The sequence below is a fragment of the Streptomyces sp. TLI_105 genome (assembly GCF_900105415.1).
Classification (GTDB): Bacteria; Actinomycetota; Actinomycetes; order Streptomycetales; family Streptomycetaceae; genus Streptomyces.
The window spans coordinates 4,400,786-4,417,458 of record NZ_FNSM01000001.1 but is presented as its reverse complement, the minus strand read 5'-3'; the positions used below and the strand labels follow the sequence as shown (position 1 = coordinate 4,417,458).

Below are 16,673 nucleotides of genomic sequence, written 5' to 3'. Positions count from 1 at the left end.
GACGGACGCTACCCGCCGACCCGCACCAACCCCGCCTCGTACGCGAAGACCGCCGCCTGCGTGCGGTCGCGCAGGCCCAGCTTCACCAGGATCCGGCTGACGTGCGTCTTGATCGTCGACTCGGCGACGACGAGGTGGTCGGCGATCTCGGCGTTCGACAGGCCCTGCGCGATGAGGACCAGGACCTCCGTCTCCCGCTCGGTCAGCTCCCCGATCTGCGCCATCGCGGGCGGGCGCGGAGAGCCCGGCGCCTTCGCGAACTCGGTGATCAGCCGCTTGGTGACGGTCGGCGCCAGCAGCGCCTCGCCGGCCGCGACCACCCGGACGCCGTCCGCGAGCTGCCGGGCCGAGGCGTCCTTGAGGAGGAAGCCGGAGGCCCCGGCGCGCAGCGCCTGGTACACGTACTCGTCGAGGTCGAAGGTGGTCAGGACCAGCACCTTCGCGTCCGCGTCGGCGGCGACGATCTCCCGGGTGGCCTCGATGCCGTTCAGCTCGGGCATCCGGATGTCCATGAGCACCACGTCGGGCCGGAGGGCGGCGACCTGCGCGATCGCCTCCCGGCCGTTGACCGCCTCGCCGACGACCTCGATGTCCGGCATCGCGCCGAGCAGTACGGAGAAGCCCTCGCGGACCATCATCTGGTCGTCGACGATCAGTACGCGGATCACTGCGCGGCCTCCTCACGGCTCACGGGGACGAAGGCCGTCACCTCGTAGCCACCGTCGTCGGTCGCCTCGGCCGTCATCTCCCCGCCCAGCATCGTCACACGCTCCCGCATGCCGGTGATGCCGTGCCCGGCGCCCGGCGAAGGCTTGACGAGACCGCGCGCCGGGCCGTTGGCGATGCGCAGACCGAGACCGCCGAGAACGTAGCTGACCTCGACCTTCGCGGCCGCGCCCGGCGCGTGCCGCAGCACGTTCGACAGGGCCTCCTGGACGATCCGGTACGCGGAGAGCTCCACGCCCTGCGGCAGCTCGCGCACCGCGCCGGTCACCGTCTTCGTCACGTCGAGCCCGGCCTCGCGGACGTTGTCGACGAGCGCGTCCAGGTCGCCGAGGGTCGGCTGCGGCGCGTCGGGCGCCTCGTAGTCCTCGGCCCGGACGACCCCGAGGATGCGGCGCAGCTCGGTCAGCGCGGCGACGGCGTTCTCCCGGATGGTGAGGAACGCCTGCTCCAGCTCCGGCGGCGGGTTCTCCACCCGGTACGGCGCGGCCTCCGCCTGGATGGCGACCACCGACATGTGGTGGGCGACGACGTCGTGCAGCTCCCGCGCGATGGTCGTCCGCTCCTCCAGGAGGGTCCGCTTCGAACGCTCCTGCGCGGTGACGGTCTGCTGGGCGGTGACCTCGCGGGTCGCCTGGCGGCGGACCTGGAAGACGGTGACGGTGAGCAGGGCGAGGGCGGCGACGAACAGCAGCGGTACCGACTCGGAGCCGGTCCCGATCCCGAGGAACGTCTCGGCGAAGAGGCAGTAGCCCGCCGTCACCAGCCACATCCACGCGGCGGTACGGGGCCGGGTGCGGGCGGCGACGACGACGAGGACCACGAGGTGCGCGGCCAGCGAGTTCGCCGCCCAGGGCCAGCCGGACTCGTAGCCGGCGAGGTACCCCACGAAGGGGGCCGTGCCGAGCGCGGCCCAGAAGGCGAGGACCGGCCGGACCAGGGTGAGCAGCACGATCGCGGCCGGCACGAAGGCGGTCAGGGCCCCGAACGAACCGATGGCGCCGTGGAAGCGATCCATCCCGATGGCGAAGACGATCAGCGCCGCGAAGGCGACGACCGCGTGCGGCAGCAGACCGGCGTACGCCCGTATCCGCTCCGGCAGGAAGCGCGTCGGCCCGCTGTTCACCTCCATGCGCGGGAGCGGCCGGTAGGCGAAGGCGTCGTGGAAGAGTTCCTGGCGCAGGCCGCCGAGCGCCACCTGCACCAGGCGGAACTCGGGGCTGCGGCTCGTCTCGGTGGACTGTGTCTGGGTCACACCGAAAACGGTACGGGGGGCGGGGGACCCGGTCGTCCCGCTGGATGCGGATCCTTCCGGGTCCCCCTTGAGGACTAGGGCGGCCCTCAGGCGATGCTGTTGAACTTGGTGCCCTCGCCCGCGTACAGCGACGTCGTCCGACGGCTGAAGGGAGTGGTGACGGAGCCCGTCGAGTGGTAGACGTACGTGCCGCCCGACCCGTACGCGATCAGGTCCGGGCGCCCGTCGTTGTCGAGGTCGCCGGCGCCGACGAGCTGGGAGAAGACGCCCCAGCCGCCGCCGATCCGGACGCGCGGGGCGAACGTGCCGTCGCCCTTGCCGGGGAACAGCCACAGCACGCCCGCCGTGTCGCGCGCGACGACGTCGCCCGCGACGGTGCCCGCCACGTCGCCGACGGCCGTGAGCTGGTTGTACGTGTTGAAGCCGGCGGAGGCGAGCCGCACGCGGGCCGCGTAGGGGGCGTCCCACTTGCCGGTGGCCTTGTGGAGCCAGAGCGCGCCCGCGCCGTCGACGGCGACGAGGTCGGGGCGGCCGTCGCCGGTCAGGTCGGAGCCGGCCGCGATCTTGTTGTAGGCGCCCCAGCCGGCGCCGATCCGGGTCCGGTTGACGAAGGTGCCGTCGCCCTTGCCGAGGAAGCTCCACAGGACGCCGGTGGTGTCGCGGGCGACGAAGTCGCCGGCCGGTCCGCCCGCGAGGTTCCCGGCGGCCTCGATGGCGTTGTACGCCTGGAAGCCCGCGCCCAGCTTCGTGCGCTTCGCCGGTGCCACCTGGCCGTTCACCGGACGGTCCCGCAGGTCGTCGCGCCACAGCACGCCGGCGGCGTCCCGGGCGAGGACGTCGGTGGAGCCGTTGTTCGTGTAGTCGTGCGGGTCGGCCGCGCGGACGACGTTCATGAGCCAGCCCTGGTAGGCGGGCTCGCCGGTGCCGTCGAGCAGCGTCGCCTCGGCCTCCACGCCGTACGTGCCGTTCGGCGCGTCGACCCCGTCGATGACGCCGTCCCAGTCGAAGGAGAACAGGGTGCCGGACGCGGGCGCGGTCAGGCGCTTCTTGAACTCCTTGCCGGTGGCGACGTGCGTGAGCGTGACGTCCAGGTAGGCGTCGGCGCGCGACAGCGTCCAGCCCAGGGTCACCTTGCCGCCGGTCTTGTCCAGGTCCGCCGTGTCGGGGACGTGGACCTCGTCGATCGCCAGCGGCTGCTCGGCCACCGGCGTGCCCGTCTCGGCGACCTTGGTGACGGTCGGGGTGCCGTCCGCACCAGCCGCGACGCGGAACAGGCCGTCGCCGTCGGCGGCCCGGCTGCCGCGCAGGACGGCGCTGCCGTCCGCCGCAGCCGCCGAGGACGACGCCGTGACGCCGAGTTCGAGGGTCTCGCCGCCGGTCAGGGAGACGGCCAGGGCGGCCTTCGAGGGATTGCCGTAGACCAGCCGGTCCCCGACGAGCTCGTAGTACCACTTGCCGTCGCGGACGCCCAGGACGGTTTTCTTCCTGTCGCCCGTCTTGCGGTCGACGGAGGTGACGTACAGCCCGCTGGTGCTGTCGTAGTCGAGCCAGGCCACGTGAGAGCCGGAGAACATCAGGCTGGTGAAGTCGTACCCGGACTCGGCGGAAGCGTAGGTCTCGGTCACCGTCCCGGCCGCCACGTCGATCAGAGCCCGGCCGCCGGTCCGCGCGCCCTCCGGACCCGTCGCGTATCCGACGAGGACGGAACCGTCGTGAGTCGTCGAGCCGACGAACTCGCTGGCGTCCTCCGGCAGACCTTCGACCTTACGACTGGTCGTCGTGGCGCCGTCCTTGGTCACGACGTGCAGTTCCCAGCCCTGCTCCGTCATGATCTGCGCGAGCACGCTCGTCGGGCTCAGCACGGTCACGTAGGTGCCGTTCAGCGCGCCGAGGTCGATGGACACGGCCGGGGCTGCGGGGTCGGCCATGTTCCGCAGGGTGATGGAACGCATTTCGAGGTTCCAGCTCGCGTCGCCGATGACCACGACGTCGCTGCCGGCCACGAAGACGCCGCCGCCCTCGGGCTGCTGGATCTCGGTAGAGGCCCCGCCGTCGTACGGCGTCCAGAGCAGGTTCCTCGTGTAGGACTCGTCGAAGGAGGAGCTGAGGAAGCCAGTGGCACCCACGCCCGCGAGCTCGGAGCCCTCGGGGAAGACGGGAAGGGTCGCGGCGGCCTGCTCGGAGGAGGCCGAGGTCGCCGCGAACGCGGCCGGGGCAGTGGCGAGCGTGCCGGCGCCGAGGGCGGTGACGGCGAGGACGACCGTGACGGCGGTGGCGAGACGGGCGCCGGTGGAACGGAGCTGCAAGGTGAAACCCCCACGAGAAGATCGGGCACGTGAGTGCTGTGCCCGATGAGACTCGCGATCGATTCGAAGGGTTGTACGGGAATCCGGAATTCCGGGGTCACCACGCCAGCTGGGCGATCTCCTCCGCCACCACCGCGCACGCGTCCGCCGCCGGGTCGATCAGCGGGAAGTGGCCGATGCCCTCCAGGAGCGTCAGGCCGACCCCCTCGCCCGCCTTCGCCGCCGCCTCCGCGTACGCCTCGGCCACCGCGTACGGCACGTCGGTGTCCTCGCGGCCCTGGACGACGGTGGTCGCGATGCCGGTCGGAAGGAGGACGGAGGGGTCCGCGAAGGCCGCGCGCTCCTCGTACGAGGACTCGCCGCCGAGCAGCTCCGTGACCGCGCCGCCGCACACCCCGAGCTCCACCGCCCGCCCGAAGTGGGAGATCGGGGCGAGGGCGACGACCCCGCGCAGCTCCGGCGGGGCGGGGAGGCGCCACGGGGAGCCGGCGGGCAGGACGTGCCGGGCGGCGGCCCACAGCGCGAGGTGGCCGCCCGCCGAGTGGCCGGTGAGGACGGTCCGCCGCGGGTCGGCCTGCGGGAGGTGCGCGGCGACCAGGTCCGCCATGGCGTCGAGCGCCGCCGCCACGTCGTCGAAGGTCTCCGGCCAGCGCCCGGCGACCGGGGCCGTACCGCCCTGACGGGGGAGGCCGGGGCCGCGCCGGTACTCGACGTTCGCCACGGCGAAGCCCCGGCGGGCCAGGAAGTCCACGAAGGGGGTCAGGTGCTGCCGGTCGTACGGCGCCCGCCAGGCGCCGCCGTGCAGGGCGACGACGAGCGGGGCCCGGGTGCGCCCGTCGCGCGGGGCGTAGAAGTCGACCACCTGGTCCGGGTGGTCGCCGTACGCGGCGGTGGCGTCCGGGGCGACGGCCGGGTGCGAGAAGGCCGACGCCTCTTCGGCGGCATCGCGCGCGGCGGGGTCCGGCATGCTGTTCCAACCTCTCGGGTGCGGGGCCGAATTGGCCTGACCTGCGGGGACGGTACCAGCACCGGAACCCCCCGCAGATCAGGCGCTCATCCGATCAGCCGCCGAGGCCCGCGAGGACGTCCGCGAGGATCCGGGCCGCCCGCTCCGCGTCCGCGAAGCCCACGTACAGCGGGGTGAAGCCGAACCGCAGGACGTCCGGACGGCGCAGGTCGCCCACGACCCCGCGCTTGATCAGCTCCGCCATGACGGCGGGCGCGTCCGCGCAGCGCAGCGCCACCTGGCTGCCGCGCTCGCCGTGTGCCCCGGGGGTCACGGAGGTGACGCCGCCCTCGGGGACGTACGCCTCGACGCACTCCAGGAAGAAGTCCGTCAACGCCAGCGACTTGGCCCGGACGTCCTCGACCGCGACGCCGTCCCAGACGTCGAGCGCCGCTTCGAGGGCCAGCATGGACAGGATGTCGGGCGTGCCGACCCGGCCCCGGAGCGCGCCGGACGCCGCCTCGTAGCCGGGGGTCATGCCGAACGGGTCGGCGTGCGAGTTCCAGCCGGGCAGCGGTGAGTCGAAGGCGGCCTGGTGGCGCTCGGCGACGTACAGGTACGCGGGCGAACCGGGGCCGCCGTTCAAGTACTTGTAGGTGCAGCCGACGGCCAGGTCGACCCCGTGGGCGTCCAGGCCGACGGGCAGGGCGCCCGCGCTGTGGCACAGGTCCCAGACCGCGAGCGCGCCCGCCGCGTGGAGCGCGGCGGTGAGCCCGGGCAGGTCCTGGAGCCGGCCCGTGCGGTAGTCGACGTGGTTGACGAGCGCGAGGGCCGTGCGGCCGCTCACCGCGGCCGCCATGTCGGCCGGGTCGCAGGCCACGATCTCGTGACCCGTCAGCCGCGCCGCGGACTCGGCGATGTACCCGTCCGTGGGAAAGGTCGTCGCGTCGACGAGGATCTCGTCGCGTTCGTCGCCGTTCAGCCGGGCGGCCGCGACGACCGCCTTGAAGACGTTCACGCTCGTCGAGTCGCCGACCACGATCTGCCCCGGGGCGGCGCCGACGATCGGGGCGATCCGGTCGCCGATCCGCTCGGGCGCGGTCCACCAGCCGGACTCGTCCCAGGAGCGGATGCGCAGCTCGCCCCACTCGCGGGTGATGACGTCGGCCATGCGGGCCGGGACGTGCGCGGGCAGGGCGCCCAGCGAGTTGCCGTCCAGGTAGACGGTGTCCTCGTCGAGGGCGAACTTCGCGCGGTGCCCGGCGAGGCCGTCGGCGGCGTCGAGGGCGAGGGCCCGCTCATGGAGGTCGCTCCGGTGGAGGCCGTCGGCGGCGTCCGGGCCCGCGGCCTTCTTCTCGTACGACTCAGACATGGCTGCGGGCCGTCCAGAGCTCGGGGAACACGTTCTTCTGGGCCCGCTTCTCCAGCCAGGCCACGCCCGCGGAGCCGCCGGTGCCGGTCTTCGCGCCCATCGCGCGCCGGGTCGCCACCAGGTGGTCGTTGCGCCAGCGCCAGACCAGTTCGGCGACGTCGCTCAGGGCCTCGCCGAGCCGGACGAGCTCGCCGTTCTGGTCGGCGTCCGCGTAGATCCCGGCCCAGACCGCCTCGACCTCGGGCGAGGGCTCGTACCGCTGCGCCAGGTCACGGCCGAGGACCGACGCCGGCACGGGCAGGCCGCGCCGGGCGAGGAACCCGAGGACCTCGTCGTACAGGCTGGGCTCGTGCAGCGCCTTCTCCAGCTCGGCGTGGACGCGGGGCGCGCCCCGGTGCGGGACGAGCATGGACGCGGACTTCTCGCCGAGCAGGAACTCCATCCGCCGGTACATCGCCGACTGGAAGCCGGAGCCCTCGCCGAGCGCCGCCCGGTAGGCGTTGAACTGGCCGGGCGTGAGCTGGGCGAGCGGCCGCCAGGAGTGGTTGAGGGCCTCCAGCTCGCGCACCGAGCGCTTGAGCGCGTCCATCGCGACGGGGACCCGGTCCTCGCGCAGGGCGCGGCTCGCGGTCTCCCACTCGTGGACGATCACCGTGAACCACAGCTCCATGACCTGGGTCGTGACCAGGAAGACCATCTCGCCGGGGTCGTCCGAGCGCAGGTGCTGGAGGTGGGTGAGGACGTCCGCCTGGACGTAGTCCTCGTACGGCGTCGTACCCGCGAAGTCGAGGTTCGGGTCGTCGACGACCGAGCCGGCTCCGGAGGCATCGGGGAAGGTGGACATTTCTGTCTCCTCGATACGGGCTACCGGGTAGCGGTCCGCTCCACCGTGTGCGCTCTGCTGTGCGCCACGGGAGCTCCGGTCCCCTCGGGAGGCGTGCTTCTTCGCGCGCGTCCCAAGCGCATCATGACACGATCGGGCCCGTGATGTAGATCCCCTCTTCGTCATACGGAAAAGCGTTCGATCGACAGCCGTTCAGGCCCTTGATCTGCTGCATCATCGCGGGCGCGAGCCTGCCCGGGCCCGCGCAGCCCATGTGCGAGCGGATGCCGATCTCGTGTCCCACCTCGTGGTTGATGATCAGGTGCCGGTACTCCGCCGGCTCCCCCACGAAGGTCGGCGAGCCGAGCATCCACCGCTTGAGGTTCACCACGACGCCGTCGGCGGTCTCACAGTTCAGCTCGCCGTGGGTGTGGTAGCCCTGCCGCGCGCAGAGCGCGTCGGCGGTGTCCGGGGTGGCGATCCTGATGACGAAGTCGGCGTTCTCCGAGACCAGCTGGAACCGGCCCCGGCCGTGCGCGGCCCAGCCGCGCGGATGGGCCAGGATCCGCTGGATCTCCGCGGCCGTCTCGCGCGCCGAGAGCGCGATGCCGTCCTCGACCTGGACCCGGTAGCGGCGCAGGGTGCCGCTGTGGCCGACGGGCTCGCCCGAGGCCTGCGCGGTGGTGAAGGTGCCGGAGCCGGACTGCGGGACGATGGTCCCCTTCGGCGGGGGCGCGGGGGGCGGCGCCTTCTTGGGCGTCGGCTTCGGGGTGGGCTTCGGCGTCGGCTCGGGCGTGGGCTTCGCCGTCGTGGGCCGGGGGCCCGGCGGGGCCGTCGTCGGCCGCACCGCTCCGGGCGCCGCCGTCCCGTCGGCGTCCTGGCCCCGGAAGTGGGCGAAAGCTGCCCCGGCGCCGAGCGAGACCGTCACCAGGGCCAGGGCCGGAAGGACGAGACGGGGTCCTGACCTGCGCTTCTTCCTCGTTCCCCGCCGTCCTGCGGGTAAGGCGCGTTTTCCCACGACAGACTCCCCCCTGAATCCTGCGGTCCGGGGGATCGTACCCGCCGACTCGAACGCCCTTTCCCCTCATGGCGGAGAAAGGGCGTTCACGGTCGCGGGGAGCGTCAGCCGAGGGTCTCCGCCGCCGTCTCCGAGGAGTCGCGCAGGAAGGTCGTGCAGCGCTCGTACTCGTCCTTCTCGCCGATGTCACCGGCCGCCCGGGCCAGGGCGTGCAGGGCGCGCAGGAAGCCGCGGTTCGGCTCGTGCTCCCACGGCACCGGGCCGTGGCCCTTCCAGCCGTTGCGGCGCAGCGCGTCCAGGCCGCGGTGGTAGCCGGTACGGGCGTAGGCGTACGACTCGACGACCGCGCCGCGCTCGTAGGCGTCGTCGGCGAGCCGGGCCCAGGCGAGCGAGGAGGTCGGGTACTTCGCGGCGACGTCCGCCGGCGCCGTACCGCTCGCGAGCAGCTCGCGCGGACCCGGCTCGTCGGGCAGGTGGGTGGGGGCCGGTCCCCCCAGGAGGTTCTCGTGGATGGCCATGGGCCCAGTCTGCCTCAGGACCCCGCCCCGCCGTCCCCGCCCCGGGCAGAGCCACCCGCCCCGCCGTCCGTCTCCCGGGCGGGGACGTCCCGTCGGCCCGGGTCCAGGGGCGGGGCCTGCACCCCGCAGTGGACCCTGCACCCCGGGTGGCAGCCCGCCGACGCGGCCGGGGTCCGCATGGTCGTCCAGGCCAGCACCGCGCCCACGACCAGAATCCCCGCGCACATCGGCATCGCCCGCCGGAACGTCTCCCCGAACTCCTCCGCCGAGCGGTACGCCTCCGGGCCCATCCCGGCGAGCAGCGGCAGCGCGGCCACCGCGATCAGCCCGGCCGCGCGGGCGGCCGCGTTGTTGATGCCGCTCGCGAGGCCCGCCCTGGACACGTCCACCGAGGCGAGGACGGTCGCGGTCAGCGGGGCGACCAGGGCCGTCATGCCGAGCCCCAGGACGAGCATCGCGGGCAGCACATCCGTCAGGTACGAGGCGTTCTCCCCGACCCGCAGCATCAGCAGCATCCCGCCGGCGCACAGCAGCGGCCCCACGGTGAGCGGGATCCGGGGCCCGATCCGCTCCCCCAGCTCCCCGGACTTCGCGGAGAGCAGCAGCATGAGGACGGTCGTCGGCAGCAGGGCCATACCGGCGCCGAGCGCCGAGTAGCCGGAGACCACCTGGAGCTGGAGGGTCGCCAGGAAGAAGAAACCGGCGAACGCCGCGTACACGCACAGGGTGACCAGGTTGACCGCGGTGAACACGCGGGAGCGGAAGATCGACAGCGGCACCATCGCCCGCTCCCCACGCCGCCGCTCCACCGTCACGAACCCGGCCCCGAGCAGCACCCCGGCCACCCCGGCCCACCAGGCCGCGCCGATCAGCGCGTACGTGACGAGGGCGAGCGCCGCCGCGCCCAGGACCGCGCCGAGCACGTCGAAGCGGCCGTGCGCGGTCTCGTCCCGCGACTCCGGCACGTGCCGCAGGGCGACCGGCACGCAGACGGCGGCGAGCGGCACGTTCAGCAGGAACACCCACCGCCAGCCGGGGCCGTCCACCAGCCAGCCGCCCACGAATGGGCCGATCGCCGCGCCCACACCGCCGAAGCCCGACCAGAGCCCGACGGCCCGCGCCCGGTCGTCCTCGTGGAAGCTCGCCTGGATCAGCGCGAGGGAGCCTGGCGTGAGCAGCGCCCCGCCCACCCCCTGCAGGGCGCGGGCCCCGATCAGCACCCCGGCATTCGGGGCGAGGCCGCAGAGCAGCGAGGCCGCCGCAAACCACACCACCCCGATCACGAAGACCCGGCGCCGCCCGAACCGGTCGCCGAGCGAGCCGCCGAGCAGGATCAGCCCGGCCAGCGTCAGCATGTAGGCGTTGACCGTCCACTGGAGGACGGCGAGGTCGGCGCCCAGGTCCTCGCCGATGTGCGGCAGGGCGACATTGACGACGGTCGAGTCGAGCAGCGCCATCCCGGACCCGAGCACGGTCGTGAAGACGATCCAGCGTCCCGTACCGGAGCTCATCCGGATGTCCATGCCTGCATGATCCCGCGAACGCCGAAGCCCCGCCCACCGGATCCGGGGAAACGGTGGACGGGGCTGCTTTCGGGACGGGCTCCGGCGGTCAGCGGGTGAAGGTGAAGTACTTCCACGCCCCGAAGGACGTGGTGTTCACGTTGTCGCCGGACGTGCTGTCCACATACCCCGTGCGGACCCGGGCCCGGATGCCGGCCGCTCCGTCGCCGTCGAACGCGATGTACGCCATGCCGCCGCTGTTCAGCGTCACGTAGTCCTCGCCACCGGTGCGCCAGGCGCCCTGGTACCAGACCTGGACCTCGTACTTGGTCTTGCGGCCCGGGTATGGGTTGTTCCACGCGGTGACCAGCGGGTCGGCGGTCTGGTGGTACGTCTGGTACCAGATGGTGCCGATCTTGGACCACTTGTAGTGCCGGGACAGCGTGGTCGTCACGCCGGCCCGCGTGTACACGGTGGACCCGACGTGGGCCCTGCCGGAGCGGGTGTCGCCGGCGAAGTCGGCGGTCACCCAGGTGTCACGGGTCATCCTCGTCGTCACCGACAGCTTGCCCGCCGAGTCGACCGTGCCGCGCTTGAGCAGCCGCTTGGGCTCCGGGCCGTACGGGTCCGCCCAGATCTCCACGACGCGGTTCCGGTGCGTCCAGCCGAGAGAGGCCGTGTACGTGACGTTGGTGCCGTAGGCGACCGTGCGGCGGTTCTGGTCCAGCTTCAGGTACGTCGGGAAGGGCGCCACCTGCACGGCGGCCGTCCCGGTGGAGTACGCGTGCTTGGCGTCGCCCGGGTACGCCACCTTGTACGAGACCTTCCCGGCCGCGGCCGGGGTGTCCGGGAACGAGAACGTGCCGTTCGACGCGGTCGTCCGCATCCCGAGCGCCTTGCCGGCCGGGTTCTCCGCGTCGTACCGCGTCACGGTGAGCGGAGTGCCGGCCGGCAGCCGCAGCGTGGAGGCGATCGAGCCGGAGACGGTGAGCGGCTTGTTGATCGGCGCGGTGGCCGGGGCCTTCACTGTCACGGAGACGGTGTGGAGCTTCGGCGACGTGTAGATCCGGAGCGAGTACGCCGACTGGCCCGGCTCCTGCACCGGCACGAAGAGCCGGGTGCTGTCGGGGGCCCACTCGATCCCGCCGTACATGATCGTGCCGTACGCCGCCCAGGCCTTCGTGTCCCGGACGCTCGGCGGGGTCGCGGAGCCGCCCGCGAAGACGAAGGTGTCGCCGACGTCGTCACTGTCCCACGTCTGGCCGGCCACGGTGCCGTCCGGGGCGACGGCCACCTTCTCCGCGGACCCGGACACCGGGAAGTGCTCCTGCTCGGAGAGGTCGGTCAGGCTGAGCCGGGTGAGCGAGGTGACCCGGTCCGCCGCGACGACGCTCTTGCCGTCGGGGGCGATCTCGATGTCCTTCACGAACCCGTCGCGCTTCGTGGACGTGCGGACGACCGGCTTGCCCGAACCGGTGTCGTACACGACGATCGGGCCCGAGCTGATGGTGCCGTCGGCGGCGACGAGCGTGTCCGGCGCCGCCGGGTCGGTGCGGAGCGTGGGCGGGGCCGACCAGTCGGCGCCCGTCGTGAGGGCCAGGGCCACGGTCGGCGTGGCCGTGGTCAGATCGACGGACCCCAGCTCCGAGTCCCAGTTCTCGCCGTAGCCGAACCAGAGGCGGCCGGCGGCGGCGGCGACGGTCGAGGGCTTGGTGCCCTCGCCCGTGGGGTACTCGGCGGTGACGCCCGGCTGCGCCGTGTCGATGGCGACGATCTTGTCCGCGTTCTGCACCGCCGCGTACAGCGTGGCCGAGTCGGCGGAGAGGTCGAGGTCGCGGACGTAGGGCAGGTTGTCGACGGCCTGGACGAAGCGGCCCGTGAAGTCGGTGACGACGACGCGGTTGTTGTACGTGTCGCTGAAGAACAGGCGCTGGTGGGCACCGTCGACGACCATGTCGCCGATGGTTCCGACGTTCAGCGGGACGATCGAGTCGGCGGCCGCCTGACCCGCCGTACCCGCGACCAGCGCCGCGGAGCTGACGAGGACCGCGAACGAGGTCGCGGCAGAGAGAGTGCGCTTGCGCACGAGGAAGAGACCCCCCAGAAACATGGCCTCCGGCCCACGGAGTCGGGGCTCGGTCAGCGCAGACTAGATCACGCGACCGACAGCGCGCCTCCCGGTATCCCCGCCCGCCCGGGGACGGCCCGCACCGCACGGGCAACCCCCGCCCCGAGATGGCCCGCCCCGCACGGCCGGTCCCCTCCGTCGGAGGCTCCCGGTCAGCCGCGGCCGGAGGCTCCGTCAGCCGCGGCGCAGTCGCGCCGCCGTCCTGACCAGCGCGTCCACGCCCCGCTCGGCCTTGTCCCTGGGGCAGCCGACGTTCAGCCGGACGAAGCCGGGCGTGCCGTACACCCCGCCCGGCATGATCGCGACCTTCTCCACCGCCACCAGCTCCTCCTGGAGCCGGCTCTCCTCGACGCCGAGCGGCCGCAGGTCGATCCAGGCCAGGTAGCCGGCCTGCGGAGGCGTCCAGTCGACCTCCGGCAGCCCTTCGGCAAGGCGCTCCCGGACCATGTCCATCGTCCCCGCCACGTATCCGCGCAGCTCGTCCAGCCAGGCCGCGCCCCGCCGGTACGCGGCGATGTGCGCGGTCAGGGAGAGCACCGCGGGCGAGGCGAGCCCCTCGCCGGTCTCCATGCGCCGGACGAACGCCTCGCGCTCGTCGGGATCGCCGATCATGCCGTACGAGCCGGAGAGCGCCGGAAAGTTGAAGGCCTTCGTGCCGGAGGTGATCAGGGCCCAGCGGCGGCCCCGCCCGGGCTCGGCGATCCGCGTCCAGGGGACGTGCCGGTGGCCCTCGGTCGTCAGATCGGCGTGGATCTCGTCGCTGACGACGGCCGCGCCGTACCGCTCGGCCAGCTCGGCGAAGACGGTGAGCTCCTCCTGCGTCCACACCCGGCCGGTCGGGTTGTGCGGGGAGCAGAGCAGCAGCATCCGGCTGTCCGGCCGGGCGAGCTCCCGCTCCAGGGCCGCCGGGTCGTCGACCGGGACGCCCCGCAGCTCGCGGCCGAGCCCGGTGACGGCCTTGCGGAAGCCGTCGTAGGTGGGGGTGTGGACGACCACGCCGTCGCCGGGTTCCGTCCACATCTGGAGGAGCTGCGAGAGCTGGGAGAGCACGGAGGGCGCGTACACCAGCGTCCCGGGGTCGATCTCGGCGCCGTACCGGGTCGCGTACCAGTGGCGTATCGCCTCCCGGAACTCCCCGAGGCGCCAGTCGGTGTAGCCGAAGACCCCGTGGTCGACGCGCTCGCGCAGGGCCGCGAGGACCTCCGGCGGGGAGGCGAAGTCCATGTCGGAGATGGTGAAGGGCAGCAGACCGGGGACGCCGAAGCGGTCCGCGATCCCGTCCCACTGAACCGACCAGGTCCCTTGCCGGTCTATCTGCCGGTCGAAGTCGTACATCAGGCCTCCCGTCGACGGACGCACGACGGGCCCGGCACCTCAGGGAGGTGCCGGGCCCGTCGGTCACAGGCTTGTTCCAGCTCGGTCAGGCACTTACTTCAGCTTCGTGCCGGTCGAGCGCAGCGCGGCGCACGCCTCGGTCACGCGGACGGCCATGCCGGCCTCGGCCAGCTTGCCCCAGGTGCGCGGGTCGTAGGTGGACTTCTTGCCGACCTCGCCGTCGACCTTCAGGACACCGTCGTAGTTGCGGAACATGTGGTCCACGACCGGGCGGGTGAAGGCGTACTGCGTGTCGGTGTCGAGGTTCATCTTCACGACGCCGTTCTCAAGGGCGGTGGCGATCTCCTCGGCCGTCGAGCCCGAGCCGCCGTGGAAGACGAAGTCGAACGGGTCGGCCTTGCCGAACTTGGCGGCGACGCCCGCCTGGAGGTCCTTGAGGAGCTCGGGGCGGAGCACGACGTTGCCCGGCTTGTAGACGCCGTGCACGTTGCCGAAGGACGCGGCCAGCAGGTAGCGGCCCTTCTCGCCCAGGCCGAGGGCCTCGGCGGTGCGGATGGCGTCGTCGACGGTGGTGTACAGCTCGTCGTTGATCTCGTGGCTGACGCCGTCCTCCTCGCCGCCGGTCGGGGTGATCTCGACCTCAAGGATGATCTTGGCGGCGGCGGCCTTCGCGAGCAGCTCCTGGCCGATGGCCAGGTTGTCGGCGAGGGTCTCGGCGGAGCCGTCCCACATGTGCGACTGGAACAGCGGGTTCAGACCCTTGGCGACGCGCTCGGCGGAGATGTCGAGCAGCGGACGGACGTAGCCGTCCAGCTTGCCCTTCGGGCAGTGGTCGGTGTGGAGGGCGACCGTGATGTCGTACTTCGCGGCGACGATGTGCGCGAACTCGGCCAGGGCGACGGCGCCGGTGACCATGTCCTTGTTGTACTGACCGCCCAGGAACTCGGCACCGCCGGTCGAGATCTGGATGATGCCGTCGCTCTCGGCCTCCGCGAAGCCGCGCAGCGCCGCGTGCAGGGTCTGGGACGAGGTCACGTTGATGGCCGGGTAGGCGAACTTGCCAGCCTTCGCCCGGTCGAGCATCTCGTTGTAGACCTCGGGGGTTGCGATGGGCATTCGTCCGCTCCTTGTGATGTGCGGGGTGTGTGCGTTGCTGTCCCTGACCTAGGGGCGACGTCATCGTCGCGGCCCATCTTTCCAGACTCTTGTCCGGGCTCCCACGGGCGTGACATGCCGAGGGGTGGGGTGTTTCACGTGAAACACCCCACCCCTCGACAAAAGACCAGGTCAGGACGGGTTTGCCAGGAGTCCAGGCCCTAAGTCACGACTTCGCGGCGGTTACGCCAGGCCGAGATCCGCCAGCTGGTAGCCGGTGAGGTACGGCAGCCCCGCCTCGGCGATGGCGCCGGCGGCGCCCCGGTCCACGATCGTCGCCACGGCGACGACCTCGCCGCCCGCCTCGCGGACGGCCTCGACCGCGGTCAGCGGCGAGCCGCCGGTGGTCGAGGTGTCCTCGACGACGAGACAGCGGCGGCCCTTGACGTCCGTGCCCTCGATGCGGCGCTGCATGCCGTGCGCCTTCTGCGCCTTGCGCACGACGAAGGCGTCCAGGCGCTGCCCGCGCGCGGCGGAGGCGTGCAGCATCGAGGTCGCGACCGGGTCGGCGCCCAGGGTGAGTCCGCCGACGCAGTCGAAGTCCAGGTCGGCCGTGAGGTCGAGCATGACCTGACCCACCATCGGCGCGGCCTCGCCGTCCAGCGTGATGCGACGCAGGTCGATGTAGTAGTCGGCTTCCAGACCCGAGGAGAGGGTCACCTTGCCGTGCACCACGGCCTTGTCCTTGATCTGCTGGAGCAGCTCAGCGCGTACGTCAGTCATGCTCAGCAGCTTAAGGGGCGTCTTTCGCGGCTTTCACAGCCGACGCCAGCTCCAGGTGCTCTCGATCTCCAGGGGGTCGATCGGGGTGACCAGGCGCGGACGGGTGTTGAGGCCGTTCGGCGGGCCGGACTGCGGCTCGACGCAGACCGCCTCCTCGGGCTCGTCGTAGATCACGACCCACTCGGCGCGGCTCGCGACCTTCAGCTCCAGCTCCTCCGGCCAGGTGAGGGTGACGTCGACGCCGCCGGGCATGCCGAAGCAGTCGTCCCAGGGGCCGGGAACGGGGTCGATGCGGCGGCCGGTGGGGAGGTGGTCGCTCCCGCGCTCCTCCTGCCAGACGGGCGTGAAGTCGATCCGTACGTCCTGACCGCCCCGGCCCAGGTTGCGCAGGAACCAGGGGTGCCAGCCGGCCTGCGCCGGGAAGGAGTCGTCGTAGGTCTCGACGCCGAAGCGGAGGGTGAGGGAGTCCTCGGCCAGCTCGAAGACCTGGGTGACCCGGCCCTGGTACGGCCAGGGGTCGCCGAGCTCGCAGGTGAAGACGGCCTCGGTCGCGGAGGTCCGGGCGGTCTTCCAGGCGAGGTCGCGGACGGTGCCGTGGATGGCGTGCGGGGCGGCGTTGATCGGCAGCTGGTGCGTGATGGCGCCGTTGCGGAAGCGGCCGTTCTCGGTCCGTCCGCACCAGGGCGCCATCGGGAAGCTTCCGTACCGCTCGCCCTGGCGCAGCAGTTCGGTGCCGCCGATGCGCAGGCTCCCGATGCGGCAGCCGTGTTCGGGGTCGATGGTCAACTCGGCGTCGCCCGCCGTCAGTCGCGTCTGCATGCTCACGTCCCGACCCTAGGGCATGTCTTTCGGATCAGACCGGATCAGGA

The 16,673-nt window shown here is 72.5% G+C and carries 14 protein-coding genes; all 14 read right to left on the bottom strand.

Features of this window, described 5'->3' with window-relative positions:
• Positions 1-8: 8 nt before the first annotated feature.
• The 14 genes from BLW86_RS20230 to BLW86_RS20165 all read right to left on the bottom strand — a co-directional run bounded on the left by BLW86_RS20230 (position 9) and on the right by BLW86_RS20165 (position 16,623).
• Positions 9-668 (bottom strand): response regulator, encoded by a 660-nt coding sequence (locus BLW86_RS20230; RefSeq protein ID WP_093875333.1) that lies wholly within the window; start codon positions 666-668, stop codon positions 9-11.
• Positions 665-1,978 (bottom strand): sensor histidine kinase, encoded by a 1,314-nt coding sequence (locus BLW86_RS20225; RefSeq protein ID WP_093875332.1) that lies wholly within the window; start codon positions 1,976-1,978, stop codon positions 665-667. The genes BLW86_RS20230 and BLW86_RS20225 overlap by 4 nt, the downstream gene beginning before the upstream one ends.
• Positions 1,979-2,064: 86 nt before the next feature.
• A complete protein-coding gene (locus tag BLW86_RS20220) occupies positions 2,065-4,284 on the bottom strand; it encodes an FG-GAP repeat domain-containing protein (protein ID WP_093875331.1) in 2,220 nt (739 codons plus the stop codon).
• A 97-nt stretch (positions 4,285-4,381) separates the two neighbouring features.
• Positions 4,382-5,251 (bottom strand): alpha/beta hydrolase, encoded by an 870-nt coding sequence (locus tag BLW86_RS20215; protein WP_093875330.1) that lies wholly within the window; start codon positions 5,249-5,251, stop codon positions 4,382-4,384.
• 94 nt (positions 5,252-5,345) lie between these two features.
• Complete coding sequence (gene kynU / locus BLW86_RS20210; RefSeq protein ID WP_093875329.1) at positions 5,346-6,602, bottom strand: kynureninase; 1,257 nt, start codon at positions 6,600-6,602, stop codon at positions 5,346-5,348.
• Complete coding sequence (locus tag BLW86_RS20205; RefSeq protein WP_093875328.1) at positions 6,595-7,446, bottom strand: tryptophan 2,3-dioxygenase family protein; 852 nt, start codon at positions 7,444-7,446, stop codon at positions 6,595-6,597. Before BLW86_RS20205 ends, kynU begins: the two co-directional genes overlap by 8 nt.
• A 121-nt stretch (positions 7,447-7,567) precedes the next feature.
• Positions 7,568-8,443, bottom strand: coding sequence for a DUF3152 domain-containing protein (locus tag BLW86_RS20200; RefSeq protein ID WP_093875327.1), 876 nt, complete (start codon positions 8,441-8,443; stop codon positions 7,568-7,570).
• Positions 8,444-8,547: 104 nt separating this feature from the next.
• Positions 8,548-8,961, bottom strand: coding sequence for a DUF3151 domain-containing protein (locus BLW86_RS20195; protein WP_093875326.1), 414 nt, complete (start codon positions 8,959-8,961; stop codon positions 8,548-8,550).
• Between the two features lie 14 nt (positions 8,962-8,975).
• Positions 8,976-10,484 (bottom strand): MFS transporter, encoded by a 1,509-nt coding sequence (locus tag BLW86_RS20190; RefSeq protein ID WP_093875325.1) that lies wholly within the window; start codon positions 10,482-10,484, stop codon positions 8,976-8,978.
• An 88-nt stretch (positions 10,485-10,572) separates the two neighbouring features.
• Positions 10,573-12,549 carry a YncE family protein gene (locus BLW86_RS20185; protein WP_256341368.1) on the bottom strand — a complete coding sequence of 659 codons (1,977 nt, stop codon included), beginning with the start codon at positions 12,547-12,549 and terminating at the stop codon, positions 10,573-10,575.
• Between the two features lie 216 nt (positions 12,550-12,765).
• A complete protein-coding gene (locus BLW86_RS20180; protein ID WP_093875323.1) occupies positions 12,766-13,926 on the bottom strand; it encodes a MalY/PatB family protein in 1,161 nt (386 codons plus the stop codon).
• A 93-nt stretch (positions 13,927-14,019) separates the two neighbouring features.
• Entirely contained in the window at positions 14,020-15,042 is a 1,023-nt protein-coding gene (fbaA, locus tag BLW86_RS20175) for a class II fructose-bisphosphate aldolase (protein WP_093875322.1), read from the bottom strand.
• A gap of 222 nt (positions 15,043-15,264) precedes the next feature.
• On the bottom strand, positions 15,265-15,804 hold the full coding sequence (pyrE, locus tag BLW86_RS20170) for an orotate phosphoribosyltransferase (protein ID WP_030690810.1): 540 nt from the start codon (positions 15,802-15,804) through the stop codon (positions 15,265-15,267).
• Positions 15,805-15,837: 33 nt separating this feature from the next.
• Positions 15,838-16,623, bottom strand: coding sequence for an aldose epimerase family protein (locus BLW86_RS20165; protein ID WP_093875321.1), 786 nt, complete (start codon positions 16,621-16,623; stop codon positions 15,838-15,840).
• Between the last annotated feature and the right edge of the window lie 50 nt (positions 16,624-16,673).

Excerpts from the sequence above, each read along its gene's own strand:
- BLW86_RS20215 (WP_093875330.1), bottom strand. The coding sequence starts at position 5,251 with ATGCCGGACCCCGCCGCGCGCGATGCCGCCGAAGAGGCGTCGGCCTTC.
- BLW86_RS20195 (WP_093875326.1), bottom strand. The coding sequence starts at position 8,961 with ATGGCCATCCACGAGAACCTCCTGGGGGGACCGGCCCCCACCCACCTG.
- BLW86_RS20205 (WP_093875328.1), bottom strand. The coding sequence starts at position 7,446 with ATGTCCACCTTCCCCGATGCCTCCGGAGCCGGCTCGGTCGTCGACGAC.
- BLW86_RS20165 (WP_093875321.1), bottom strand. The coding sequence starts at position 16,623 with ATGCAGACGCGACTGACGGCGGGCGACGCCGAGTTGACCATCGACCCC.
- fbaA (WP_093875322.1), bottom strand. The coding sequence starts at position 15,042 with ATGCCCATCGCAACCCCCGAGGTCTACAACGAGATGCTCGACCGGGCG.
- kynU (WP_093875329.1), bottom strand. The coding sequence starts at position 6,602 with ATGTCTGAGTCGTACGAGAAGAAGGCCGCGGGCCCGGACGCCGCCGAC.
- BLW86_RS20180 (WP_093875323.1), bottom strand. The coding sequence starts at position 13,926 with ATGTACGACTTCGACCGGCAGATAGACCGGCAAGGGACCTGGTCGGTT.
- pyrE (WP_030690810.1), bottom strand. The coding sequence starts at position 15,804 with ATGACTGACGTACGCGCTGAGCTGCTCCAGCAGATCAAGGACAAGGCC.
- BLW86_RS20190 (WP_093875325.1), bottom strand. The coding sequence starts at position 10,484 with ATGGACATCCGGATGAGCTCCGGTACGGGACGCTGGATCGTCTTCACG.